The sequence below is a fragment of the Sphingobium subterraneum genome (genome assembly GCF_014199435.1).
GTDB classification, from domain to species: Bacteria; Pseudomonadota; Alphaproteobacteria; order Sphingomonadales; family Sphingomonadaceae; genus Sphingobium; species Sphingobium subterraneum.
On the sequence record NZ_JACIJP010000005.1, the window covers coordinates 14,766 to 35,888 of the forward strand.

At 61.9% G+C, this 21,123-nt stretch carries 31 protein-coding genes; 29 read left to right on the forward strand and 2 right to left on the reverse strand.

What is annotated here, in order from left to right; all coding sequences use genetic code 11:
- The first annotated feature begins 144 nt into the window (after positions 1-144).
- The 24 genes from tuf (at position 145) to FHS92_RS13790 (ending at position 13,744) form a co-directional block, all read left to right on the forward strand.
- Complete coding sequence (tuf, locus tag FHS92_RS13675; RefSeq protein ID WP_184081306.1) at positions 145-1,335, forward strand: elongation factor Tu; 1,191 nt, start codon at positions 145-147, stop codon at positions 1,333-1,335.
- 153 nt (positions 1,336-1,488) lie between these two features.
- Complete coding sequence (gene rpsJ, locus FHS92_RS13680) at positions 1,489-1,800, forward strand: 30S ribosomal protein S10 (protein WP_014077880.1); 312 nt, start codon at positions 1,489-1,491, stop codon at positions 1,798-1,800.
- A 229-nt stretch (positions 1,801-2,029) separates the two neighbouring features.
- Entirely contained in the window at positions 2,030-2,800 is a 771-nt protein-coding gene (rplC, locus tag FHS92_RS13685; RefSeq protein ID WP_184081307.1) for a 50S ribosomal protein L3, read from the forward strand.
- Positions 2,801-2,803: 3 nt separating this feature from the next.
- Entirely contained in the window at positions 2,804-3,427 is a 624-nt protein-coding gene (rplD, locus tag FHS92_RS13690) for a 50S ribosomal protein L4 (RefSeq protein WP_184081308.1), read from the forward strand.
- Positions 3,420-3,734: a 50S ribosomal protein L23 gene (locus FHS92_RS13695; RefSeq protein ID WP_184081309.1), complete on the forward strand. Its 315-nt coding sequence runs from the start codon at positions 3,420-3,422 to the stop codon at positions 3,732-3,734. Before rplD ends, FHS92_RS13695 begins: the two co-directional genes overlap by 8 nt.
- A 14-nt stretch (positions 3,735-3,748) precedes the next feature.
- The gene (gene rplB / locus FHS92_RS13700) at positions 3,749-4,585 is read left to right on the forward strand and encodes a 50S ribosomal protein L2 (protein WP_184081310.1); all 837 of its coding nucleotides are present in this window, start codon (positions 3,749-3,751) and stop codon (positions 4,583-4,585) included.
- Between the two features lie 3 nt (positions 4,586-4,588).
- Positions 4,589-4,864 (forward strand): 30S ribosomal protein S19, encoded by a 276-nt coding sequence (gene rpsS / locus FHS92_RS13705; RefSeq protein WP_184081311.1) that lies wholly within the window; start codon positions 4,589-4,591, stop codon positions 4,862-4,864.
- On the forward strand, positions 4,864-5,250 hold the full coding sequence (gene rplV, locus FHS92_RS13710; protein ID WP_184081312.1) for a 50S ribosomal protein L22: 387 nt from the start codon (positions 4,864-4,866) through the stop codon (positions 5,248-5,250). The genes rpsS and rplV overlap by 1 nt, the downstream gene beginning before the upstream one ends.
- Before the next feature lie 3 nt (positions 5,251-5,253).
- On the forward strand, positions 5,254-5,949 hold the full coding sequence (gene rpsC, locus FHS92_RS13715) for a 30S ribosomal protein S3 (protein ID WP_184081313.1): 696 nt from the start codon (positions 5,254-5,256) through the stop codon (positions 5,947-5,949).
- Between the two features lie 27 nt (positions 5,950-5,976).
- Positions 5,977-6,408 (forward strand): 50S ribosomal protein L16, encoded by a 432-nt coding sequence (gene rplP / locus FHS92_RS13720; protein ID WP_184081314.1) that lies wholly within the window; start codon positions 5,977-5,979, stop codon positions 6,406-6,408.
- 5 nt (positions 6,409-6,413) lie between these two features.
- The gene (gene rpmC, locus FHS92_RS13725; RefSeq protein WP_184081315.1) at positions 6,414-6,617 is read left to right on the forward strand and encodes a 50S ribosomal protein L29; all 204 of its coding nucleotides are present in this window, start codon (positions 6,414-6,416) and stop codon (positions 6,615-6,617) included.
- A 14-nt stretch (positions 6,618-6,631) separates the two neighbouring features.
- Positions 6,632-6,895: a 30S ribosomal protein S17 gene (gene rpsQ / locus FHS92_RS13730; RefSeq protein ID WP_184081316.1), complete on the forward strand. Its 264-nt coding sequence runs from the start codon at positions 6,632-6,634 to the stop codon at positions 6,893-6,895.
- A gap of 64 nt (positions 6,896-6,959) precedes the next feature.
- Positions 6,960-7,328: a 50S ribosomal protein L14 gene (rplN, locus tag FHS92_RS13735; protein ID WP_184081317.1), complete on the forward strand. Its 369-nt coding sequence runs from the start codon at positions 6,960-6,962 to the stop codon at positions 7,326-7,328.
- The gene (rplX, locus tag FHS92_RS13740) at positions 7,328-7,645 is read left to right on the forward strand and encodes a 50S ribosomal protein L24 (RefSeq protein WP_184081318.1); all 318 of its coding nucleotides are present in this window, start codon (positions 7,328-7,330) and stop codon (positions 7,643-7,645) included. Before rplN ends, rplX begins: the two co-directional genes overlap by 1 nt.
- Positions 7,638-8,213: a 50S ribosomal protein L5 gene (gene rplE, locus FHS92_RS13745; protein ID WP_184081319.1), complete on the forward strand. Its 576-nt coding sequence runs from the start codon at positions 7,638-7,640 to the stop codon at positions 8,211-8,213. Before rplX ends, rplE begins: the two co-directional genes overlap by 8 nt.
- Positions 8,214-8,258: 45 nt before the next feature.
- Positions 8,259-8,564, forward strand: a complete 306-nt coding sequence (gene rpsN / locus FHS92_RS13750) for a 30S ribosomal protein S14 (RefSeq protein ID WP_184081320.1) — start codon at positions 8,259-8,261, stop codon at positions 8,562-8,564.
- A gap of 9 nt (positions 8,565-8,573) precedes the next feature.
- Complete coding sequence (rpsH, locus tag FHS92_RS13755; protein ID WP_184081321.1) at positions 8,574-8,969, forward strand: 30S ribosomal protein S8; 396 nt, start codon at positions 8,574-8,576, stop codon at positions 8,967-8,969.
- 2 nt (positions 8,970-8,971) lie between these two features.
- Entirely contained in the window at positions 8,972-9,505 is a 534-nt protein-coding gene (rplF, locus tag FHS92_RS13760) for a 50S ribosomal protein L6 (RefSeq protein ID WP_184081322.1), read from the forward strand.
- A 3-nt stretch (positions 9,506-9,508) separates the two neighbouring features.
- Entirely contained in the window at positions 9,509-9,868 is a 360-nt protein-coding gene (rplR, locus tag FHS92_RS13765; protein WP_184081323.1) for a 50S ribosomal protein L18, read from the forward strand.
- A gap of 2 nt (positions 9,869-9,870) precedes the next feature.
- Positions 9,871-10,602, forward strand: a complete 732-nt coding sequence (rpsE, locus tag FHS92_RS13770) for a 30S ribosomal protein S5 (RefSeq protein ID WP_184081496.1) — start codon at positions 9,871-9,873, stop codon at positions 10,600-10,602.
- Between the two features lie 5 nt (positions 10,603-10,607).
- The gene (rpmD, locus tag FHS92_RS13775) at positions 10,608-10,784 is read left to right on the forward strand and encodes a 50S ribosomal protein L30 (protein ID WP_184081324.1); all 177 of its coding nucleotides are present in this window, start codon (positions 10,608-10,610) and stop codon (positions 10,782-10,784) included.
- A 148-nt stretch (positions 10,785-10,932) separates the two neighbouring features.
- Positions 10,933-11,481 (forward strand): 50S ribosomal protein L15, encoded by a 549-nt coding sequence (gene rplO, locus FHS92_RS13780; protein ID WP_184081325.1) that lies wholly within the window; start codon positions 10,933-10,935, stop codon positions 11,479-11,481.
- Positions 11,482-11,697: 216 nt separating this feature from the next.
- Positions 11,698-13,062 carry a preprotein translocase subunit SecY gene (gene secY, locus FHS92_RS13785; protein WP_184081497.1) on the forward strand — a complete coding sequence of 455 codons (1,365 nt, stop codon included), beginning with the start codon at positions 11,698-11,700 and terminating at the stop codon, positions 13,060-13,062.
- A gap of 37 nt (positions 13,063-13,099) precedes the next feature.
- Positions 13,100-13,744, forward strand: a complete 645-nt coding sequence (locus FHS92_RS13790) for an adenylate kinase (protein WP_184081326.1) — start codon at positions 13,100-13,102, stop codon at positions 13,742-13,744.
- Positions 13,745-13,790: 46 nt separating this feature from the next.
- Here FHS92_RS13790 and FHS92_RS13795 read toward each other — a convergent pair whose 3' ends face one another.
- Both FHS92_RS13795 and FHS92_RS13800 read right to left on the reverse strand, forming a co-directional pair.
- Positions 13,791-14,807 carry a glycosyltransferase gene (locus FHS92_RS13795; protein ID WP_343056742.1) on the reverse strand — a complete coding sequence of 339 codons (1,017 nt, stop codon included), beginning with the start codon at positions 14,805-14,807 and terminating at the stop codon, positions 13,791-13,793.
- A gap of 404 nt (positions 14,808-15,211) precedes the next feature.
- A complete protein-coding gene (locus tag FHS92_RS13800; protein ID WP_184081328.1) occupies positions 15,212-15,613 on the reverse strand; it encodes a response regulator in 402 nt (133 codons plus the stop codon).
- Between the two features lie 341 nt (positions 15,614-15,954).
- Between FHS92_RS13800 and rpsM the strand changes: the two genes are divergently transcribed.
- The 5 genes from rpsM to FHS92_RS13825 all read left to right on the forward strand — a co-directional run bounded on the left by rpsM (position 15,955) and on the right by FHS92_RS13825 (position 21,008).
- Entirely contained in the window at positions 15,955-16,323 is a 369-nt protein-coding gene (gene rpsM / locus FHS92_RS13805) for a 30S ribosomal protein S13 (protein WP_184081329.1), read from the forward strand.
- A gap of 99 nt (positions 16,324-16,422) precedes the next feature.
- Entirely contained in the window at positions 16,423-16,812 is a 390-nt protein-coding gene (rpsK, locus tag FHS92_RS13810; protein ID WP_184081330.1) for a 30S ribosomal protein S11, read from the forward strand.
- Between the two features lie 111 nt (positions 16,813-16,923).
- Entirely contained in the window at positions 16,924-17,988 is a 1,065-nt protein-coding gene (locus FHS92_RS13815; protein ID WP_184081331.1) for a DNA-directed RNA polymerase subunit alpha, read from the forward strand.
- A gap of 158 nt (positions 17,989-18,146) precedes the next feature.
- Entirely contained in the window at positions 18,147-18,572 is a 426-nt protein-coding gene (gene rplQ, locus FHS92_RS13820; protein WP_184081332.1) for a 50S ribosomal protein L17, read from the forward strand.
- A gap of 153 nt (positions 18,573-18,725) precedes the next feature.
- Positions 18,726-21,008 carry a prolyl oligopeptidase family serine peptidase gene (locus tag FHS92_RS13825; RefSeq protein WP_246352010.1) on the forward strand — a complete coding sequence of 761 codons (2,283 nt, stop codon included), beginning with the start codon at positions 18,726-18,728 and terminating at the stop codon, positions 21,006-21,008.
- Positions 21,009-21,123: the final 115 nt, after the last annotated feature.

Consider the following 21,123-nt stretch of genomic DNA (forward strand, 5'->3'; position numbering starts at 1 on the left):
CCACCCGGCCGGAAAAATAGGCCGGTCCCACCCGGGACTGGCATAAAGGCTGGCATAATCGAAATTAGGTGCTATGGGGGCCACTTCGCGTGGCGCGCCCAAGCGGTCAACATTCAGGCTATTTGGACTAGAAGAGGTTAGAAAATGGCGAAAGCTAAGTTTGAGCGGACTAAGCCGCATTGCAACATCGGCACCATCGGTCACGTTGACCATGGCAAGACCTCGCTGACCGCGGCGATCACCAAGGTGCTCGCCGAAACCGGCGGCGCGACCTTCACGAGCTACGACAACATCGACAAGGCTCCCGAAGAGCGCGAGCGTGGCATCACCATTTCGACCGCGCACGTCGAATATGAAACCGAAGCGCGCCACTATGCGCACGTCGACTGCCCCGGCCACGCTGACTATGTGAAGAACATGATCACGGGTGCGGCGCAGATGGACGGCGCGATCCTCGTCGTGTCCGCGACCGACGGTCCGATGCCCCAGACCCGTGAGCACATCCTGCTCGCCCGTCAGGTTGGCGTTCCCCAGCTCGTCGTGTTCATGAACAAGGTCGATCTCGTTGACGATCCGGAAATCCTCGAGCTCGTTGAGCTGGAAATCCGCGAACTGCTGTCGAGCTATGATTTCGATGGCGACAACATCCCCGTCATCCCGGGTTCGGCCGTTGCCGCTCTCCAGGACAAGACGCCGGAAATCGGCCACGACGCCATTCTGAAGCTGATGGCGGCTGTTGACAGCTGGATCCCGCAGCCGGAGCGTCCGGTTGACAAGCCGTTCCTGATGCCGATCGAAGACGTGTTCTCGATCTCGGGTCGCGGTACGGTGGTTACGGGCCGCGTTGAAACCGGCATCGTCAAGGTGGGTGAAGAAGTCGAGATCGTCGGCATCAAGGACACCAAGAAGACGACCGTCACCGGCGTGGAAATGTTCCGCAAGCTGCTCGACGAAGGTCGCGCTGGCGACAACATCGGCGCGCTGATCCGTGGCGTTGGCCGTGAGGAAGTCGAGCGCGGCCAGGTTCTGGCCAAGCCCGGCACGATCACGCCGCACACCGAATTCGACGCCGAAGTCTACGTTCTGTCGAAGGAAGAAGGCGGTCGTCACACGCCGTTCTTCGCGAACTATCGTCCGCAGTTCTACTTCCGCACCACGGACGTCACCGGCGAAGTCATCCTGCCTGAGGGCACCGAGATGGTTATGCCCGGCGACAACGTGAAGCTCGGCGTGAAGCTGATTGCTCCGATCGCGATGGATGCGGGCCTCCGCTTCGCTATTCGCGAAGGTGGCCGTACCGTCGGCGCAGGGGTTGTCGGCACGATCACAAAGTAATATAGGCACCGGACCGCGCGGATCGCATGATTCGCGCGGTCTGATTTTTGGCCGCCTCGGCCTGCGTTCCTCCCCTCCGGTGATGGGGCGCGGGCATCCCGCAAGGGAAGAGGCGGTTTGTTTTTTGGCTCTTTCGCATCGGTAAGTTGGACTATGGAAACGCAGAACATCCGCATTCGCCTCAAGGCCTTCGATCATCGTGTGCTCGATCAGGCAACCGGCGACATTGCCGATACGGCGCGCCGCACCGGCGCCCTGATCCGTGGCCCGATTCCGCTGCCCACGCGCATTGAAAAGTTCACGGTCAACCGTGGCCCGCACATCGACAAGAAGTCGCGGGAGCAGTTTGAGGTTCGCACCTACAAACGGATGCTTGACATTGTGCAGCCGACGCCCCAGACGGTCGACGCGCTGATGAAGCTCGATCTGGCTGCCGGCGTGAACGTCGAGATTAAGCTGGCCTAATAGGCCAACTGCCCGGATCTCCCTCGTGGAGTTTCGGGCACTGACACAGGGATACCGCACGGAATTTCCGTGGTCTTGGTCCCCCGTCGTCCCACCTTCGGGTGGGGCATAAGCCCGGACGGGGTGACTTCAGAATTTTGGGCTGACCCGAGGGGAGCAATTCCCAAGGGTCTTTTTCGTTGGATACGCCCTCGGCATTTCGCTGCGGGCCTCTATGGGAGTATGGATCATGCGTACTGGCGTGATCGCGAAGAAAGTGGGCATGACCCGCCTGTTCCAGGAGGATGGACGTCACGTTCCCGTGACCGTCCTCTCGCTGGAAGGCAATCAGGTTGTCGCCCGCCGCGAGACTGACAAGGACGGCTATGTTGCCGTTCAGCTGGGTGCCGGCGTTGCGAAGGCGAAGAACGTCGCCAAGCCGCAGCGGGGCCATTTTGCCAAGGCCGAGGTCGAGCCCAAGGCTCGCGTCGCCGAGTTCCGTGTCGCAGAAGACGCGCTGCTCGATGTCGGCGCTGAGATCTCTGCCGATCATTTCATCGCTGGCCAGCTGGTCGACGTGACCGGCCACACGCAGGGCAAGGGCTTTGCCGGTGCGATGAAGCGCTGGGGCTTCGGGGGCATGCGCGCCACGCACGGCGTGTCGATTTCCCACCGTGCCCATGGTTCGACGGGTAACCGCCAGGATCCGGGCCGCGTGTTCAAGAACAAGAAGATGGCCGGCCATATGGGCGACCGTCAGCGCACGCAGCAGAACCTCGAGATCGTCCGCACGGACGTCGAGCGTGGTCTGCTCTTCGTCAAGGGCAGCGTTCCCGGCTCCAAGGGCACATGGCTGCTCGTCAAGGATGCCGTGAAGGTCGCGCGTCCGGCCGACGTTCCGTATCCCGCCAGCATTCGCCAGGCGGCCAACAGCAACAGCGCGATCGAGCATGCAGACGCCCCGGCCGAAACGCCGGCTGACGTCGCAGCGCCCGAAGCGACCGATGGTCAGGAGGGCTAAGCCATGAAGGTCGATGTCAAAACCCTCGACGCTGCAAAGGCAGGCGACGTTGAACTCAACGATGCCGTGTTCGGTTTGGAGCCACGCGCAGACATTCTGCACCGGGTCGTGACCTGGCAGCTCGAAAAGCGTCGCGGCACTGCCCGCGGCGCCCGTGAACGCAGTGATGTGTCGCGGACCGGCAAGAAATTCGGTCGCCAGAAGGGCGGCGGTGTTGCCCGTCACGGCGATCGCGCAGCCCCGATCTTCATCGGCGGTGGCAAGGCCCACGGACCCCGCGTCCGTGATTTCAATCCTTCGCTTAACAAGAAGGTCCGCGCGCTGGGTCTGAAGATGGCGCTCTCGGCGAAAGCCAAGGACGGGTCGCTGACTGTTGTCGACAATCTCGACGTGGCTGAGGGTAAGACCAAGGCGCTCGTCGGGCAGCTCGCGAAGCTCGGTCTGTCGAAGGCGCTCTTCATCGACGGTGAGGCGATCAACATCAGCTTCGCCAAGGCTTCGTCCAATATCGTGGGGATCAACGTCCTCCCGGCGGTCGGCGCCAATGTGTATGACATTCTTCGTGCCGATGCGCTGGTCCTGACCCGCGCCGCCGTCGAAAAGCTGGAGGCGCGCTTCAATGGCTAAAAAGCAGACAGCAGCGGTCGACACGCGTCATTATGACGTGATTGTCGCGCCGCACATCACCGAGAAGGCGACGCTGCTTTCCGAGAACAATGCCGTGGTCTTCAAGGTGGCAGGCGACGCCACCAAGCCGGAGATCAAGGCGGCGGTCGAAGCGCTGTTCGGCGTGAACGTGAAAGCGGTCAACACCCTGGTCCAGAAGGGCAAGGTAAAGCGCTGGAAGGGCAAGCCCTACACCCGCAGCGACGTGAAGAAGGCGATTGTCACGCTGGCCGAGGGCCAGTCGATTGACATCACCACCGGTATCTGAGGCGAGACAGGATAATGGCACTCAAGCATTATAATCCGACGAGCCCCGCCCAGCGCGGTTTGATTCTCGTCGACCGGTCGGCCCTGCACAAGGGTAAGCCGGTCAAGGCGCTGACCGAAGGCAAGCGCAAGACCGGTGGCCGCAACAACAAGGGTCATGTGACATCGCGCGGCATCGCCGGTGGCCACAAGCAGCGCTATCGCATCATCGATTTCAAGCGCCGCAAATGGGATGTCGAAGGCACGGTAGAGCGTCTGGAATATGACCCTAACCGGACCGCGTTCATTGCGCTCATCAGCTATCCCGATGGCGAGCAGGCTTACATCATCGCGCCGCAGCGGCTTGCGCCGGGCGACAAGGTGATCGCCGGCAAGAAGACCGACGTGAAGCCGGGCAACGCGATGGAACTGGGGCAGATGCCCGTCGGCACGATCATCCACAATGTGGAGATGAAGCCGGGCAAGGGCGGCCAGATCGCCCGTTCGGCTGGCACCTATGTTCAGCTCGTCGGCCGTGATCGCGGCATGGTGATCGTTCGCCTCAACTCGGGCGAGCAGCGCTATATCCGGTCCGATTGCATGGGCACCGTCGGCGCAGTGTCGAACCCCGACAACGCCAACACCAATCTCGCCAAGGCTGGCCGCAATCGCTGGCTGGGCCGCCGTCCGCTGACGCGCGGCGTGGCGAAGAACCCGGTCGATCACCCGCATGGTGGTGGTGAAGGCCGGACCTCGGGCGGCCGTCATCCGGTCACGCCATGGGGCAAGCCGACCAAGGGTGCGCGCACCCGTCACAACAAGTCGACTGACAAGATGATCATCCGGTCACGTCACGCGAAGAAGAAGAGGTAAGCGATGGCTCGTTCCGTCTGGAAGGGTCCTTTTGTGGACCTGCATCTGCTCAAGAAGGCAGAATCCGCGCAGGATGCCGGTGGCCGTGCTCCGATCAAGACCTGGTCGCGTCGCTCCACTATCCTCCCGCAGTTCGTTGGCCTGACGTTCAACGTCTATAACGGCCGCAAGCACGTTCCCGTTTCGGTGAACGAGGACATGGTCGGTCACAAGCTGGGCGAGTTCGCGCCGACGCGCTACTTCCCTGGCCACGCTGCCGACAAGAAGGGTAAGCGCTAATGGGTAAGGCAAAAGCTCCCCGTCGCGTAGGCGACAATGAGGCGCTGGCTGTCGGCACCTCGATCCGCGGTTCGGCGCAGAAGCTGAACCTCGTCGCGGCACTGATCCGCGGCCGCAAGGTTGAGGACGCGTTGAACGTGCTGGCCTTCTCTAAGAAGGGCATGGCGGTCGACGTGCGCAAGGTTCTGGCATCGGCCATCGCCAATGCAGAAAACAATCACAATCTGGATGTCGACTCGCTGGTCGTCGCGGAAGCGTCGGTCGGCAAGGGTCTGGTCATGAAGCGCTTCCACACCCGTGGTCGCGGTAAGTCGACCCGCATCCTGAAGCCGTTCAGCCGGGTGCGTATCATCGTGCGCGAGCAGGCAGAAGAGGCGGAGGCGTAAGTCATGGGTCACAAGAGCAATCCGATCGGTCTGCGTCTTCAGATCAACCGCACATGGGACAGCCGCTGGTTCGCTGAAGGCAGCGACTATGGCCGTCTCCTGCTGGAGGATCTGCGGATCCGCCAGTATGTCATGAAGAACCTGCCGCAGGCCGCGATCTCCAAGGTCGTGATCGAGCGTCCGGCCAAGCTGTGCCGCGTGTCGATCTACGCCGCCCGTCCTGGTGTCATCATCGGCAAGAAGGGCGCGGACATCGAAAAGCTGCGCCGCAAGCTGGGTGAATTCACCTCGTCCGACGTGTCGCTGAACATCGTCGAGATCCGCAAGCCGGAAATCGACAGCCGTCTCGTTGCGCAGGGCGTCGCCGATCAGCTGGAGCGCCGTATCGCGTTCCGCCGCGCCATGAAGCGTGCGGTGCAGTCGGCGCTGCGTCTCGGCGCGGAAGGCATCAAGATCACCTGCGGTGGTCGTCTGGGCGGCGCGGAGATCGCGCGCGTTGAATGGTACCGCGAAGGTCGCGTTCCGCTGCACACGCTGCGCGGCAACGTCGATTATGCGGAAGCCACGGCGCACACTGCGTACGGCGTTTGCGGCATCAAGGTCTGGATCTTCAAGGGCGAAATCCTTGGGCATGATCCAATGGCCACGGACCGGCTGATGCTGGAGGCACAGACCTCCGGCGTTCGCCCGGCCCGCTGAGCGATTTGAAAAGGTAGGTAGAGCGTCATGCTGCAACCGAAGAAAATGAAGTTCCGCAAGACCTTCAAGGGGCGGATCAAGGGTGATGCCAAGGGCGGCACCGATCTGAACTTTGGCGCCTATGGCCTTAAGGCCCTGGAGCCCGAGCGGATCACCGCGCGGCAGATCGAAGCGGCTCGCCGCGCGATCACCCGCCACATCCGCCGTCAGGGCCGTTTGTGGATCCGCGTGTTCCCCGACGTTCCGGTGTCGAAGAAGCCCGCCGAAGTCCGCCAGGGCAAGGGCAAGGGCAGCGTCGAATATTGGGCAGCACGGGTGAAGCCCGGCCGCATCCTGTTCGAGCTCGACGGCGTGCCCGGCCCGCTGGCGGCTGAAGCCTTTTCGCGTGCAGCGATGAAGCTGCCGATCAAGACCAAGGTCGTTGCCCGTCTGGGTGACACCTCGCATCTGGGAGCGTGATCGCCATGGCTGACATCGCTGATCTCAAGACCAAGTCCGACGACGAGCTGAGCACCGAGCTGGGCAACCTGAAGCGCGAGCAGTTCAACCTGCGCTTTCAGGCCGCGACCAACCAGCTGGAAAAGCCGAGCCGGGTGCGGGAAGTGCGCCGTTCCATCGCGCAGATCAAGACATTGCAGACCGAGCGCGCACGCTCGGCCGCGAAGTAAGAAGGGAAGACACGATGCCCAAGCGCGTGCTTACGGGAACGGTCGTTTCCGACAAAGGCGACAAGACGGTCGTGGTCCGCGTGGAGCGTAAGGTGAAGCACCCGCTCTACGGCAAGATCATCCGTCGGTCGAAGAAGTACCACGCCCATGACGAGGCGAATGCCTACCATGAAGGCGAAACCGTTCGCATCGAGGAGACCGCACCGATCTCCAAGCTGAAGACCTGGAAGGTCATCGAGCGGGTGGACACCCACAAGTCGCCCGAAACGGCGGCCTGATCGGCTAAAGACATTCGGAACTCCCGGCACATGCCGGAAAGCCAGTTGAGAAGGAACCGGATCCATGATCCAGATGCAGTCAAATCTTGAGGTGGCCGACAACAGCGGCGCCAAGCGCGTTCAGTGCATCAAGGTGCTCGGCGGCTCCAAGCGTCGTGTGGCTGGCGTGGGCGACATCATCGTCGTCTCCGTCAAGGAAGCCACTCCGCGCGGCCGAGTGAAGAAGGGTGACGTGCATCGTGCCGTCATCGTCCGCACCCGCAAGGAAGTGCGCCGCGCCGATGGCTCGGTCATTCGCTTCGACGGCAACGCCGCGGTGCTGGTCAACAAGAACGAGGAGCCGATCGGCACCCGTATCTTTGGCCCAGTGGTCCGCGAACTGCGTGCCAAGAAGCACATGAAGATCATCAGCCTTGCGCCGGAGGTGCTGTAATGAGCGCTGCACGTATCAAGAAGGGTGACACGGTCGTCGTGCTCGCCGGCAAGGACAAGGGCCGCACCGGTTCTGTCGTCCAGGTCTTCCCGAAGGAAGACAAGGTGCTGGTCGAAGGCATCAACGTTCATGCGCGTCACCGCAAGCCCGATCAGGCGAACCCACAGGGTGGCATCGATCGCAAGCCTGCGCCGCTGCACATCTCCAACGTCGCGTTCGCGGGCAAGGATGGCAAGGCCACCCGCGTCCGTTTCGAAGAGCGCGACGGCAAGAAGGTCCGCGTGGCCGTAAAGTCCGGGGAGGCTATCGATGGCTGACAAATATATCCCGCGCATGCGGTCGCTCTATGACGAGACGATCACCAAGGCGATGACCGAGAAGTTCGGCTACACCAACCTCATGCAGGTTCCGCGTATCGAAAAGATCGTGCTGAACATGGGTGTGGGCGAAGCGACGCAGGACAAGAAGAAGGTCACTGCGGCGGCCGAAGAAATGGAACTGATCGCGGGCCAGAAGCCCGTTATCACGAAAGCCAAGAAGTCGATCGCCCAGTTCAAGCTGCGCGAAGGCATGCCGATCGGTGTGAAGGTCACTCTGCGCCGCGAACGCATGTACGAATTTCTGGACCGCATGGTGACGATCGCCATGCCCCGCATCCGCGATTTCCGTGGGCTGAATCCGAAGTCCTTCGATGGCCGTGGCAACTATGCCTTTGGCATCAAGGAACAGATCATCTTTCCGGAAATCAACTATGACCGCATCGAAAAGGTGCGCGGCATGGACATTATCGTAACCACCACCGCGAACACGGACGAAGAGGCCCGCGAATTGCTGCGCCTGTTCGGTTTCCCGTTCCCGGCCGAGGAGCAGAAGCAGGCCGCGTAAGCGCCCCTGCTTTCCCCGTTTAGGAAAAGGAAGAGAACTTAAGTCATGGCGAAACTGAGTTCCATCAACAAGAATGAGCGTCGCAAGAAGCTGGTGAAGAAGTATTCCAGCAAATATGCGAAGCTGAAAGCGATTGCGGCGGATAGCTCGCTCGATGATGGCGAGCGTCTGATCGCCCGCCTCAAGATGGCGGAGATCCCCCGTAACGGTAACCCGACCCGCATCCGTAACCGGTGCGAGCTGACCGGGCGTCCGCGCGCGTATTATCGCAAGTTCCGGCTGTGCCGCATTCAGCTGCGTGATCTCGCCAACAAGGGCTTGATCCCCGGCGTCACCAAGTCGAGCTGGTAAGGATAGATTATGGCATTGACCGATCCGCTGGGTGATATGCTCACCCGTATCCGCAACGGCCAGCAGGCACGCAAGGACAGCGTGGTTTCCCCCGCGTCCAAGCTGCGCGCCCGCGTACTCGACGTGCTTCAGCGCGAAGGCTACATCCGTGGCTACAGCGAAGAGACGCTGGGCAAGCACCCCGGCCTGCGCATTGAACTCAAATATTTCGAAGGGCAGCCCGCCATTAAGCATGTGGCGCGCGTGTCCAAGCCCGGCCGCCGCGTCTACTCCGGTTCCAAGGAACTGCCGGTAGTGCGCAATGGCTTGGGCATCACCATCGTATCGACGCCCCGTGGCGTTCTGTCCGACGCGGAAGCGCGCGACCAGAATGTCGGTGGCGAAGTGCTGGCGGAGGTATTCTGACCATGTCACGTATTGGCAAGAAACCTGTGGCGATCCCTTCGGGCGTCACCGCAACCATCGAAGGCGGTCAGCTTTCGGTCAAGGGTCCCAAGGGCTCGCTGGCGATGTCGCTGGTCGATGACATCAGCTACACGCTCGATGACGGCGCGATCCTTGTGAAGCCCGCCAATGAGAGCAAGCAGGCGCGCGCCTTCTGGGGCATGCAGCGGACGCTGGTGCAGAACCTCGTCACCGGCGTGAGCGAAGGCTTCACCAAGGTGCTGGAAATCACCGGTGTGGGCTATCGTGCGAACTCGCAGGGCAAGAACCTGAAGCTGCAGCTTGGCTACAGCCATGATGTCGACTTCGCGGTGCCGGAGGGGATCGAGATCAAGACCCCCGACAACACCACGATCGAGATCAGCGGCACGGACAAGCAGAAGGTTGGCCAGGTCGCCGCCGAAATCCGCCGCTGGCGCAAGCCGGAGCCCTACAAGGGCAAGGGTATCAAATATCGCGGGGAATTCATCTTCCGCAAAGAAGGCAAGAAGAAGTAAGCCATGGCGAAACTCTCTCTCTTCGAGCGGCGTCGTCGCCGCGTTCGCACCGCCCTCAAGGCACGCAGCGGGCAGAACCCCCGTCCGCGTCTCTCGATCCACCGGTCGGGCCGACACATCTATGCCCAGGTCATCGACGATTCGAACGGTCACACCGTGGCCGCCGCGTCGACGCTGGACAAGGACGTGCGCGGCAAGGCGGGCGCCACTTCGGAGGCTGCTGCCGACGTCGGCAAGCGTGTGGCGGCTCTCGCCACCAAGGCGGGCGTGACCCAGGTCGTGTTCGACCGTGGCGGTTTCCTTTTCCATGGCCGCGTGAAGGCGCTGGCCGATGCTGCCCGTGAAGGCGGACTGGAGTTCTGATGATGGCTGATGAAAACGACATTCAGGCCCAGGCCGGTGCTCCGGCAGCGGTAGAAGCTGAAGCACCCGCAACCGAAGGTCGTGGTCCCCGTCGGGGCCGTGGCGGCGGTGCGGGCGGCGGTGACCGTAACCGTGGTGAACGGGGCGGCCGTGGCCGTCGCGATGATCGCCGTGGCGGCAACCGCGACGAGGATCAGGGCGAAGAGCTGATCGAAAAGCTCGTTCACATCAACCGCGTCAGCAAGACGGTGAAGGGCGGCAAGCGCTTCGGCTTCGCGGCGCTGGTCGTGGTGGGCGATGGCAAGGGCCGGGTCGGCTTTGGCCATGGCAAGGCACGCGAAGTGCCCGAGGCGATCAGCAAGGCGACTGCGGCGGCCAAAAAGAAGATGGTCCGCGTTCCGCTGAAGGAAGGCCGCACGCTGCACCATGATGGCCGTGGCCATTTCGGTGCGGGCAATGTGACGCTGCGTTCGGCTCCGGCCGGTACGGGCATCATCGCCGGCGGTCCGATGCGTGCCGTGTTCGAGAGCCTGGGTGTGGCGGACGTCGTCACGAAATCGGTCGGCACGTCGAACCCGTACAACATGATCCGGGCGACCTTCGAAGCTCTGACCGAACAGACCAGCCCCAAGTCGGTGGCGCAGCGTCGCGGCAAGAAGATTGCCGACCTGCTGCGTCGTGGCGGTGCCACGGCCGAAGTGGCGCAGGCCGACGCCGAAGCGATTGCGGAGTAAGCGATATGGCAACAATCAAGATCAAGCAGATCGGTTCGCCGATCCGCCGCCCAGCCTCCCAGCGCCAGATGCTGATCGGTCTGGGTCTTAACAAGATGCACCGCGTGGTGGAATTGCAGGACACGCCGGAAGTGCGTGGCGCCATTCACAAGCTGCCGCATCTGGTGCAGGTGATTGACTGAACGATAAACGTCGTCCCAGCGCTGGCTGGGATTTCGTGCCCCGCGCGTCAAACCATGGGGCATACGGTCCCGGCCTTCGCCGGGACATCGACCTGACTGCCCGATGCATTCAGGTCTCGCGCGAACAAAGCGAAAGCGAGTGCACACTATGAAACTGAACGAAATCAAGGATAATGATGGCGCCCGCAAGGGCCGTATGCGCGTCGGACGCGGCATCGGCTCGGGCAAGGGCAAGACCGCCGGTCGCGGCCAGAAGGGTGCCAAGGCGCGCTCGGGCGTTGCGATCAACGGATTCGAGGGCGGCCAGATGCCGCTCCACATGCGTCTGCCGAAGCGCGGCTTCAACAATATCTTCGCCAAGGATTACGCAATCGTCAATCTCGGCATGATCCAGAAGGCTATTGACGCTGGCAAGCTCGACAAGAGCGCCACGCTTGATCAGGCGGCGCTTGCGGCTGCCGGTCTGGTCCGTGGCGGCAAGGACGGCGTCCGTCTGCTCGGCAAGGGCGAGCTGAGCGCGAAGCTGAGCTTCTCCGTCGCCGGTGCGTCGAAGGGCGCCATCGAAGCCGTCGAAAAGGCAGGCGGCAAGGTTGACGTCCTGGTTGTCGTACCCGCCGCGGAAAAGGCCAAGGCGAAGAAGGGTGTCGCGCGCGCGGCCCGGATCGCCGATAAGGCGGCGAAGTCCGCCAAGGCCTGATGCATCGCATCTGACAGTTTGAAAACCCCGCGGACCCGTTCAGGGTGGCGGGGTTTTCGCATTTTTACCGTTGCACGACGAGCGCGCTGCCCCACATGGGGATGAGCGTACGGGGCCGGGCCGCTCATTTGGGGTTGGACGGCGGCGATCTGCACGGTAAGGGAATTTTGCGGTCCGTCCTCTGGCGTGAGCGCAGCGATCGAGGATATCTACAGCATGGCATCGAGAGCCGATCAGCTCGCATCGAATCTGAGCCTCGCCAAGTTCGGCCAGGCCACCGAACTCAAGAAGCGCATGTGGTTCACCTTTGGTGTGCTCATCGTGTTCCGCTTTCTGAGTTTCGTGCCGCTACCGGGCGTGGATCCCACTGTCCTCGCGCAGCTGTACAAGCAGACCCAGGGCGGCGTGCTCGATATCTTCAACACCTTCTCCGGTGGTTCGCTCCAGCGCATGAGCCTCATTGCGCTGGGCGTCATGCCCTATATCACCGCGTCGATCGTGGTGCAGCTTGCTGCCTCGCTGTCGCCGACGCTTGCCGCCATCAAGAAGGAAGGCGAGAGCGGGCGCAAGAAGCTCAACCAGTACACCCGCTATGGCACAGTGGGCCTTACGGCGGTGCAGGGCTATTTCATTGCCGTGGGCCTCGAAACCTTCGGGGCGAGCGCGGGGATGCAGGCGGTGGTCGAACCGGGCATGCTGTTCCGTTTGGTCGCGGTCATCTCGCTGATCGGCGGTACCATGTTCCTGATGTGGCTGGGTGAGCAGATCACGTCGCGCGGGATCGGCAACGGCACGTCGCTCATCATCATGGCGGGCATTGTCGCCCAGTTGCCGGTGACGCTGTCGAACCTGTTCGAATCGGGCCGGGAAGGCTCGATCTCCGGGCTGCTGATCGTGACCGTGGTAGTGGTCGGCTTTGGCCTGATCGCCTTCATCTGCTTCATGGAGCGCGCACAGCGCCGGGTGCTGATCCAGTATCCCAAGCGCCAGACCCGTCAGGGCCTGATGCAGGCGGATCGCAGTCATCTCCCGCTTAAGGTCAATACGGCGGGTGTCATCCCACCGATCTTCGCTTCCTCGCTGCTGCTTATGCCGCTCACCGTTTCGAAGTTCGCGGGCGATCAGGTTGCGGGTGAAAGCCGCTGGGGCGATTTCGTGTTGGAACTCAACCAGTGGCTGAGCCACGGCAGCCCCGTATATATGGCGCTCTATGGCTTCGGCATTGTATTCTTCTGCTTCTTCTACACCGCGTTGGTGTTCAACCCGGAAGAAACGGCCGAGAACCTGAAGCGCAATGGCGGCTTCATTCCGGGCATCCGTCCCGGCAAGAACACCGAGAACTATCTGGATTATGTGCTTACCCGGATCACGGTCATCGGCGCGGCCTATCTGGCGCTGATCTGCCTTATCCCGGAATTCCTGATCGCGCGGGCAGGAATCCCCTTCTATCTGGGCGGCACGAGTCTGCTGATCGTCGTCAACGTCACGGTCGATACCGTGACGCAGATCCAGAGCCACTTGCTCGCCCATCAATATGGCGATCTTATCAAGAAGGCAAAACTCAAGGGCCGCATGCGCTGACTCGCTGCACCCGAGCGCGCTTTATCAGGGGACGGATATGAACATCATCTTGTTGGGACCGCCGGGTGCGGGCAAGGGCACGCAGGCTACGCGGCTCGTGGATAGCCGGGGTATGGTGCAGCTGTCGACCGGAGACATGCTGCGTGCCGCCGTGAAGGAAGGCACGCCCACCGGTCTGAAGGCCAAGGCGGTTATGGAGGCGGGTGCCCTGGTCTCCGACGAGATCGTGTCGGGCATCATCGGCGAGGCACTGGATGCTCTGCCCGCGTCTACCGGTGTAATCTTCGATGGCTATCCGCGCACCGAGGCGCAGGCGCATTCGCTCGACAGTCTGTTGAGCGAGCGGGGTCGCACGCTTGACCATGTGATCGAGCTGGAGGTGAATGAGGACGCGCTCGTCGAACGGATCACCGGGCGTTTCACCTGCGCGAGCTGTGGCGAAGGCTATCACGATGTTTTTAAGCTGCCCAAAGCGCAGGGGACATGTGACAAGTGTGGCAGCACCGAATTCAAGCGGCGCGCTGACGACAATGAAGAAACCGTGCGCACCCGCATGGCCGAATATCGTGCGAAAACCGCTCCGGTCCTGCCGATCTACGAAGCGCGGGGCATTGTGTCGCGCGTGGACGGGATGGCAGACATGGATGACGTGACCGTGGCGATCAACGCCATTCTGGGCTGACGGCGAGCCGGTCGTTGTGGATCACCCGGCCATCGTCAGGCCGGGGTCAACAGCGCCCACCTTCGATCGACTTAATGAGCATGGCGCGGTGATGAAAGACCGCTTCAGCCGTAAGATCGTGACCATCGCGCGCCGCATTGCGTTGCAGATCCTGAAGAGTGCTGCTGGATGCAGCCGCGTCCGCCACGGCATGAGCAAGGGCGTGCGGATCTTCCCGCGTTAATACACCTCCACCGAAGCGTGAAATCAGGTCGGCTGGATAAGGGCTGTCATAACCGATGATCGGTGTGCCGCTGAGCAACGCCTCGATCAGGCAGCGTGGCGACTCCCGGGTTTTGTGACAGAAAAGAAAGATATCGGCTTCCCGCAACTGGCGTAACAGGGCATCCCGATCGGATAACGTACCGGGCATGGTAACGCGATCACCCAATGCGTGCCGCGCGATTTGGGTCCGTGCCTCGGCCAGATCCGGCCCATCGCCATACCAGCAGGCGGTGAATTTCAAACCCATGTCGCGCAGCAGGGCAAGGGCGTCGATCCAGTCGAAAACGCCCTTCTCAGAATGAACCCGGCCTGCATAGAGGATACGCACATCGGCTTTGGGATGCTGCCCCAGCTTTTGCTCAAGTTCCGGTCCGGAAATCCGGTCTTTTTCGCTGAGATGGATATTGTGCACCAGCCGCGGCGCGGAGCTGAAGGGGGAATAGGCACGATAGGTGTCCATGCCGTGGAATAGCCCCATGGACGATCGGCGGATGATAAAGCGCTCGTAATTGCCCATCACCCACGCGGTTGCCGCCCAATATATTCTGCGCAGCCCGCGCGAGCGGCCGGCGTGAAAGCGCGTGACATCGGATTCAACCCGGTCGGTCCAGACGGCGGCACTGCGCCCTGCGCGCCGTGCCAGCAATGTGCTCACCGCGCCCCAGTCCCCCCACAGGCCCCCGATCGCGAATTGCAGATGCTGTGACCCGTCAATCGCCCGACGCAGCCGACGGGCTGTCGGGACCAGCGACCGGGCGAAGGCGAGAGGCGACCAGGCGGACGGAAGATGCTCGACCACCAGCCTATCCCGGCCGCCAATGGAATCGATCGGTCCGCAGTTTTCAGGAGGGACAGTCACTTCGACCATAGGGTTGAAGGTTGTCACCCGCGCGAAATTTCTCAGCCACAGACTCAGGCCATTACACGCTTGCCGCTCGAGAAAAAGCCCTCGGGGCGTGCGATAGATCGGAACGGGCAGCACAAGCAAAATGGAGTTGTCATCGGGCGCAATCAAGGGCGTCAGCTCCACTTTGCACGACGTAACTCTCCAGGCCGTCAAACTCGACTGAAAAGTCCGACCGGGGTGAGGAACTTAACCTTAACAAGCATAGCGCAGCTCGTCCGGCGTAGAGCGCTGGAACGGTTTTAATCCAAGATGGACCGAATCTTTGTTAACTTTTAGAGTAATTTAGCTTGGTCTCGTCAAACCGGGCGGTGGCCGCGCCGGAACGCCACATCCTTGATCATGGCGATGAGGGTATCGGCATCGCGCAGGATATGGTTCTTGTTGAAGCACCCTGCCGCACCGATCGCCGTGGCGGTTTCCCGCAGTTCGCTGCCCTCGCGCATCAGGCTGGACAGCATGATGACGGGGCGGGGCTGGGTCGACATGATCTTGCGCAGGATCTGCATGCCATCCGTTCCGGGCATGGCGATGTCGAGCGTGATGACGTCCGGATCGGTTTCCGCGATCAGCGCAAAGGCTTCGTCCGCGTCGCGGGCGACGCCCACGACCTCGAGGCTGGTATCACGTTCCAGCAGGACTTCCATCATCGCCCGGATCGTGACGCTGTCGTCTACGACCAGGATAGCCGTTTTTGCCATTAACACCCTCCACCGCGCGCCAGAACCGACGGACGGACCCCGTTCTCTTTCTGCACTAACAGAGCAAACACAAGGTTAATTATTACGGATTGCGATCGCTGGAAAGTCCGACAGGCGGCCCGAACCGCTGCTTGACAGCATCGGGGCGAATCAGTAAGGACCGTCGCTTCCAACACGCTTGGTGATCGGCGCGCCTTCTGGCGTCTGCCGCGCTTTTTGTGGACGGAAACTTGTGTGTTGCCGCCAGATTGTCCGCCGCTCAGGCAAACGGAATCCGGCTGACCGACGCGTTGAGATGGGGGGCGCAGCCACGCACCCTGTGGAGCAGGAGTAGATTTTACATGGCACGTATTGCGGGCGTCAACATCCCGACCAACAAGCGCGTTATCATCGCGCTCACCTATATCCATGGTATTGGTCGCAAGACCGCCGTCGACATCGCCAACCAGCTGGGCATCGATCAGGGCCGCCGCGTGCAGGACCTGTCCGACGCCGAAGTGCTGCAGATCCGCGAAGCCATTGACGCAACCTACACGGTCGAAGGCGACCTGCGTCGCGAAACGGCGATGAACATCAAGCGCCTGATGGACCTCGCCTGCTATCGCGGGCTGCGTCACCGTAAGGGCCTGCCGGTTCGTGGCCAGCGCACGCACACCAATGCGCGCACCCGCAAGGGCAAGGCCAAGCCGATTGCCGGCAAGAAGAAGTAAGAAAACGTTCTAGGAACGTTTTCGCCTTTTTCTCCGCCGGATGGCGCTCTCCTTGGGCACAGCCTCCGGCATCACCAGTTTGGAAGTAGGACTAAAGATATGGCACGGGAACCTCAGCGCATTAAACGGCGTGAGCGCAAGAACATCTCGGCCGGCGTCGCGCATGTGAACGCCAGCTTCAACAACACCATGATCACGATCACCGACGCGCAGGGCAATGCGATCAGCTGGTCCTCCGCTGGCACGATGGGCTTCAAGGGATCGCGCAAGTCGACCCCTTATGCTGCGCAGGTATGTGCCGAGGACGCAGGCCGCAAGGCGGCCGAGCATGGCGTCCGTACGCTGGAAGTCGAAGTCAAGGGTCCGGGTTCGGGCCGCGAATCGGCTCTGCGCGCGCTGCAGGCGGTGGGTTTCACCATCACGTCGATCCGCGACGTGACGCCAATCCCGCACAACGGCGTGCGCCCGTCCAAGCGTCGTCGCGTTTAACGCACCCAACACGTTACCGGGGCGGCGGACGCGTCGCTTCGTCATTTGCATCGGCCGGGGTTGTTTTCTGACATACGCAGAACGCCCCCGCCCAATTCCCAGGGGAAATACATGACTGTCAACATGAAGAACTGGCAGGAATTGAAGAAGCCCAGCAGCCTGGAAATCAAGTCCGGCGGCGATGCCAAGCGCAAGGCCACCTTCGTCGCCGAACCGCTGGAGCGGGGCTTTGGTCTGACGCTGGGTAACGCGCTGCGCCGCGTGCTGCTGTCCTCGCTGCAGGGCGCGGCGGTCACCTCGATCAAGATCGAGAATGTCCTGCATGAGTTCTCATCGCTGGCGGGCGTGCGGGAAGATGTCACGGACATCGTCCTCAACGTGAAGCAGATCGCGCTGAAGATGGAGGGCGAAGGCCCGAAGCGTCTCCAGCTGTCCGCCACGGGACCTGCCGAAGTAAAGGCGGGCGACATTGTGGTGAGCGGTGATATCCAGGTGATGAACCCGGATCTCATTATCTGCCATCTCGATGAAGGCGCAACGCTTAACATGGAGCTGACTGCCGACACCGGGAAGGGCTATGTTCCCGCGGTCGCAAACCGCCCCGCCGATGCGCCGATCGGGCTGATTCCGGTCGATGCGCTGTATTCGCCGGTGCGTCAGGTCGCCTACAAGGTGGACAACACCCGCGTCGGCCAGGAACTGGATTATGACAAGCTGTCGCTGACCATCGACACCGATGGCACGATCACGCCGGAAGATGCCGTGGCTTATGCCGCACGCATTCTTCAGGACCAGCTCCAGCTGTTCGTCCACTTCGAGGACGCGCTGGCCGCTCCGACCCCCGCCACGGCGGGCGGAGGCGCAGCCCCCGCAAGCGAGAGCGATACCAACAGCAACCTGATCAACCGTTACCTTCTCAAGAAGGTGGACGAGCTGGAACTGTCGGTGCGCAGCGCGAACTGCCTCAAGAACGACAACATCATTTACATCGGCGACCTGGTCCAGAAGACCGAGGCCGAGATGCTCCGTACGCCGAACTTCGGCCGCAAGTCACTGAACGAGATCAAGGAAGTGCTCTCGTCCATGGGTCTGCGTCTCGGCATGGACATCCCCGGCTGGCCGCCTGAGAACATCGAAGAGATGGCCAAGAAGCTCGAACAGGAGCTGATGGGCTAAGTGCGCGTCGCCCCAGCGAAAGCTGGGGTCTCGTGTGACTTTCTCTTGGGCCTGAGATGCCAGCCTGCGCTGGCATACAAAAGGGGTTGGGCGGTCCCCTGAACCACCGCCTGCACTGGGTTACCTGATACGGACCCTTTTCGAACGGAGTAAAGAATATGCGTCATCGCGTTGGACATCGTAAGCTGCAGCGCTCGACCGGGCACCGTAACGCCCTGCTGCGCAACCTTGCCGCGTCGCTCATCAAGCATGAGCAGATCACCACCGGCGTTGCCAAGGCAAAGGAGCTTCGCCCCTATGTCGAAAAGCTGATCACCCTCGCCAAGAAGGGCGGCCTGTCGAATCGCCGTCTGGCGCACGCCCGTCTGCTCGACGACGCGCAGCTCACGAAGCTGTTCGATGTGCTGGCGGAACGCTACAAGGATCGCAACGGCGGCTACACGCGCGTGATCAAGGCTGGCTTCCGCGCTTCGGACGCGGCGCCGATGGCGGTGATCGAGCTGGTCGACCGTGACGTGGATGCAAAGGGTCAGGACAGCGGTCCGGTCCAGTCTTACGACGCGGACGAGCTCGAAGCCGCCTGATCGATCGACGGGCCACCCGGTTCCGCCGGGAGATCGTTAGAACAGGGGCCGCCGGTCAGGGACGGGCGGCCCTTTTCTTTGCTCTTTTCACCGGGCCAGAACGCTTTATACCGTATCGACCACCCGTGTCGCAGAGGTGGCACACGGAGCGTGATGCGCAAGATTGCTGATCCATGGCCGATGATGGCGGCGGGCTTGAGGGCGCTGTCCGGCCTGATGGTCGTTGCTCTCGCAGCAGCCGCTGTCCCGGCATTTGGCGCGCCCGATGGCGATGTTTCGCTTCTTCCCCAGACCGCGTCCATCGCCACCCGGAGCGCCCCACCGATGCCACTTGCCTACCCCACGACGCGCGCGGTCGACTTGGTCGAACAGAAATTCGGCGTGGCGGTGGCAGACCCCTATCGCTGGCTCGAAAATGACGTGCGGGTCGACAGCGACGTCGCCGCCTGGGTTCGCGAACAGAACCGCGTGACAGATGCCTATCTGGCCGGGCTGCCGGGCCGGAACATTTTTCAGCAGCGGATGAAGCAGCTCTACGATTATGGCCGCTATTCAACGCCACGTAAGGGCGGAAGCCGCTACTTCTACAGCTATAACAGCGGATTGCAGAACCAGTCCCCACTTTATGTGCGGGATGGGCTGAAAGGCGCTCAGCGCCTGCTGCTCGATCCCAATAGCTTGTCGAAGGACGGCGCGACCGCGCTGGCGGAGTGGGAGCCATCGCCCGATGGCGCATTTCTCGTCTATGCCGTGCAGGAGGGCGGGAGCGACTGGCGCACCTTGCAGGTGATTGACGTCACGAGCGGGAGGACGCTGTCCGACCGGATCGAATGGGTCAAATTCTCGCGTCTGGCCTGGGATGCGCAGGGGCTGGGCTTTTTCTATTCCCGTTTCCCTGCCCCGCCGCGTGACAAGGCGTTTCAGTCGCCCAACGAGAATCAGGCCATCTGGTATCATCGCATCGGCACGGACCAGAGCGCCGACCGGCTGGTTTATGCCACGTCCTCGCGCCCGAAGCTGGGCCACAGCGCCGAAGTCACGGACGATGGAGCATGGCTGGTTATCACCTCGTCGGAGGGGACAGATGAGCGGTTTGAGTTGACCGTCGTCGACCTGACCCGCCTCGATTGGGCCAATCCGCGCTGGAAACCACGCACGCTCGTGCGCGGGTTGGAGCATGACTGGAAACTGGTCGGCGGGCGGGGTAACCGGCTGTGGTTCGTGACCGACAAGGGTGCGCCGCGCGGACGGATGGTAACACTGGACGCGGCCAAGCCGCGCCGGGCGCCGGTGGAAATCGTGCCCGAGCGGCCCGACACGCTGGCGGCGGGATCGATGGTCGGTGACCGCATCATCCTCGCATACATGAGTGATGCCCGTACGGTGGCCGTACTGGTGGAAAGCGACGGCCGCTGGGTGGGCGACGTACCGCTGCCCGATATCGGGACGGCGGCGGGGTTCGGAGGAAAGGCGGGCGACCCGGAGACCTTTTTTAGCTTTTCGAGCTATACCACACCCTCAACCGTCTACCGCTACGACACCGCGACCAACCGCATCAGCCTGTTCGCGCAGCCCAAACTCGCTTTCGATCCCGATGATTATCTGACGCAGCAGATCTTCTATCCCTCGAAGGACGGGACACAGGTTCCGATGTTCATCGTGCGGCGCAAGGATCTCGCGATAAGCGCCAAGGCCGCGCCGACACTTCTCTATGGCTATGGTGGCTTCAACATTCCGGTGACGCCCGCTTTTTCGGCGGCGAAGCTTGCATGGGTGGAGCAGGGCGGCGTACTGGCGGTCGCCAATCTGCGCGGCGGCGGCGAATATGGCAAAGAATGGCACGACGGCGGGCGGCTCGCCAACAAGCAAAACGTGTTCGACGATTTCATCGCGGCGGGCGAGTATCTGATGGCCAATGGCTATACCGGAAGTGGGCAGTTGGCAATCGAGGGGCGATCCAATGGCGGCCTGCTGGTAGGTGCCGTGGTGAACCAGCGGCCTGACCTGTTCGCCGCGGCCCTCCCTGCCGTGGGCGTAATGGACATGCTGCGCTTCGATCAGTTCACGGCGGGGCGCTATTGGGTCGACGATTATGGCTACCCAGACCGGGAAGAGGATTTCCGGCGGCTGCTGGCCTATTCTCCCTATCACAACATTCATAGCGGCACTGACTATCCGGCCATATTGGTATCGACCGCCGATACCGACGACCGCGTGGTGCCGGGGCACAGCTTCAAATATACCGCCGCCCTGCAGGCCGCGCGGATCGGTCCCAAGCCCCATCTCATCCGCATCGAAACACGCGCCGGGCACGGATCGGGCAAGCCGACCGACAAGCTCATCAGTGAATATGCGGACTATTACGCGTTCGCGGCGCGGTGGACGGGGATGGAGTTGAAAGCACCGCCGCCCCCACATTCGGTTCGTCCGGATTAGGGGCGTTCACCAAGCTCAACGCCACACAAATTATCGACTTAGTAAATTGATATTATTATTTAATTTCAGTTATGGTCCGATGAGTTCCATCAAACGGTCCATCAGATTAAAATTC

What these genes read in the sequence shown, in the direction of transcription:
- tuf (WP_184081306.1), top strand. Translation starts at nt 145, where the DNA reads ATGGCGAAAGCTAAGTTTGAGCGGACTAAGCCGCATTGCAACATCGGC.
- rpsJ (WP_014077880.1), top strand. Translation starts at nt 1,489, where the DNA reads ATGGAAACGCAGAACATCCGCATTCGCCTCAAGGCCTTCGATCATCGT.
- rplC (WP_184081307.1), top strand. Translation starts at nt 2,030, where the DNA reads ATGCGTACTGGCGTGATCGCGAAGAAAGTGGGCATGACCCGCCTGTTC.
- rplD (WP_184081308.1), top strand. Translation starts at nt 2,804, where the DNA reads ATGAAGGTCGATGTCAAAACCCTCGACGCTGCAAAGGCAGGCGACGTT.
- FHS92_RS13695 (WP_184081309.1), top strand. Translation starts at nt 3,420, where the DNA reads ATGGCTAAAAAGCAGACAGCAGCGGTCGACACGCGTCATTATGACGTG.
- rplB (WP_184081310.1), top strand. Translation starts at nt 3,749, where the DNA reads ATGGCACTCAAGCATTATAATCCGACGAGCCCCGCCCAGCGCGGTTTG.
- rpsS (WP_184081311.1), top strand. Translation starts at nt 4,589, where the DNA reads ATGGCTCGTTCCGTCTGGAAGGGTCCTTTTGTGGACCTGCATCTGCTC.
- rplV (WP_184081312.1), top strand. Translation starts at nt 4,864, where the DNA reads ATGGGTAAGGCAAAAGCTCCCCGTCGCGTAGGCGACAATGAGGCGCTG.
- rpsC (WP_184081313.1), top strand. Translation starts at nt 5,254, where the DNA reads ATGGGTCACAAGAGCAATCCGATCGGTCTGCGTCTTCAGATCAACCGC.
- rplP (WP_184081314.1), top strand. Translation starts at nt 5,977, where the DNA reads ATGCTGCAACCGAAGAAAATGAAGTTCCGCAAGACCTTCAAGGGGCGG.
- rpmC (WP_184081315.1), top strand. Translation starts at nt 6,414, where the DNA reads ATGGCTGACATCGCTGATCTCAAGACCAAGTCCGACGACGAGCTGAGC.
- rpsQ (WP_184081316.1), top strand. Translation starts at nt 6,632, where the DNA reads ATGCCCAAGCGCGTGCTTACGGGAACGGTCGTTTCCGACAAAGGCGAC.
- rplN (WP_184081317.1), top strand. Translation starts at nt 6,960, where the DNA reads ATGATCCAGATGCAGTCAAATCTTGAGGTGGCCGACAACAGCGGCGCC.
- rplX (WP_184081318.1), top strand. Translation starts at nt 7,328, where the DNA reads ATGAGCGCTGCACGTATCAAGAAGGGTGACACGGTCGTCGTGCTCGCC.
- rplE (WP_184081319.1), top strand. Translation starts at nt 7,638, where the DNA reads ATGGCTGACAAATATATCCCGCGCATGCGGTCGCTCTATGACGAGACG.
- rpsN (WP_184081320.1), top strand. Translation starts at nt 8,259, where the DNA reads ATGGCGAAACTGAGTTCCATCAACAAGAATGAGCGTCGCAAGAAGCTG.
- rpsH (WP_184081321.1), top strand. Translation starts at nt 8,574, where the DNA reads ATGGCATTGACCGATCCGCTGGGTGATATGCTCACCCGTATCCGCAAC.
- rplF (WP_184081322.1), top strand. Translation starts at nt 8,972, where the DNA reads ATGTCACGTATTGGCAAGAAACCTGTGGCGATCCCTTCGGGCGTCACC.
- rplR (WP_184081323.1), top strand. Translation starts at nt 9,509, where the DNA reads ATGGCGAAACTCTCTCTCTTCGAGCGGCGTCGTCGCCGCGTTCGCACC.
- rpsE (WP_184081496.1), top strand. Translation starts at nt 9,871, where the DNA reads ATGGCTGATGAAAACGACATTCAGGCCCAGGCCGGTGCTCCGGCAGCG.
- rpmD (WP_184081324.1), top strand. Translation starts at nt 10,608, where the DNA reads ATGGCAACAATCAAGATCAAGCAGATCGGTTCGCCGATCCGCCGCCCA.
- rplO (WP_184081325.1), top strand. Translation starts at nt 10,933, where the DNA reads ATGAAACTGAACGAAATCAAGGATAATGATGGCGCCCGCAAGGGCCGT.
- secY (WP_184081497.1), top strand. Translation starts at nt 11,698, where the DNA reads ATGGCATCGAGAGCCGATCAGCTCGCATCGAATCTGAGCCTCGCCAAG.
- FHS92_RS13790 (WP_184081326.1), top strand. Translation starts at nt 13,100, where the DNA reads ATGAACATCATCTTGTTGGGACCGCCGGGTGCGGGCAAGGGCACGCAG.
- FHS92_RS13800 (WP_184081328.1), bottom strand. Translation starts at nt 15,613, where the DNA reads ATGGCAAAAACGGCTATCCTGGTCGTAGACGACAGCGTCACGATCCGG.
- rpsM (WP_184081329.1), top strand. Translation starts at nt 15,955, where the DNA reads ATGGCACGTATTGCGGGCGTCAACATCCCGACCAACAAGCGCGTTATC.
- rpsK (WP_184081330.1), top strand. Translation starts at nt 16,423, where the DNA reads ATGGCACGGGAACCTCAGCGCATTAAACGGCGTGAGCGCAAGAACATC.
- FHS92_RS13815 (WP_184081331.1), top strand. Translation starts at nt 16,924, where the DNA reads ATGACTGTCAACATGAAGAACTGGCAGGAATTGAAGAAGCCCAGCAGC.
- rplQ (WP_184081332.1), top strand. Translation starts at nt 18,147, where the DNA reads ATGCGTCATCGCGTTGGACATCGTAAGCTGCAGCGCTCGACCGGGCAC.
- FHS92_RS13825 (WP_246352010.1), top strand. Translation starts at nt 18,726, where the DNA reads ATGCGCAAGATTGCTGATCCATGGCCGATGATGGCGGCGGGCTTGAGG.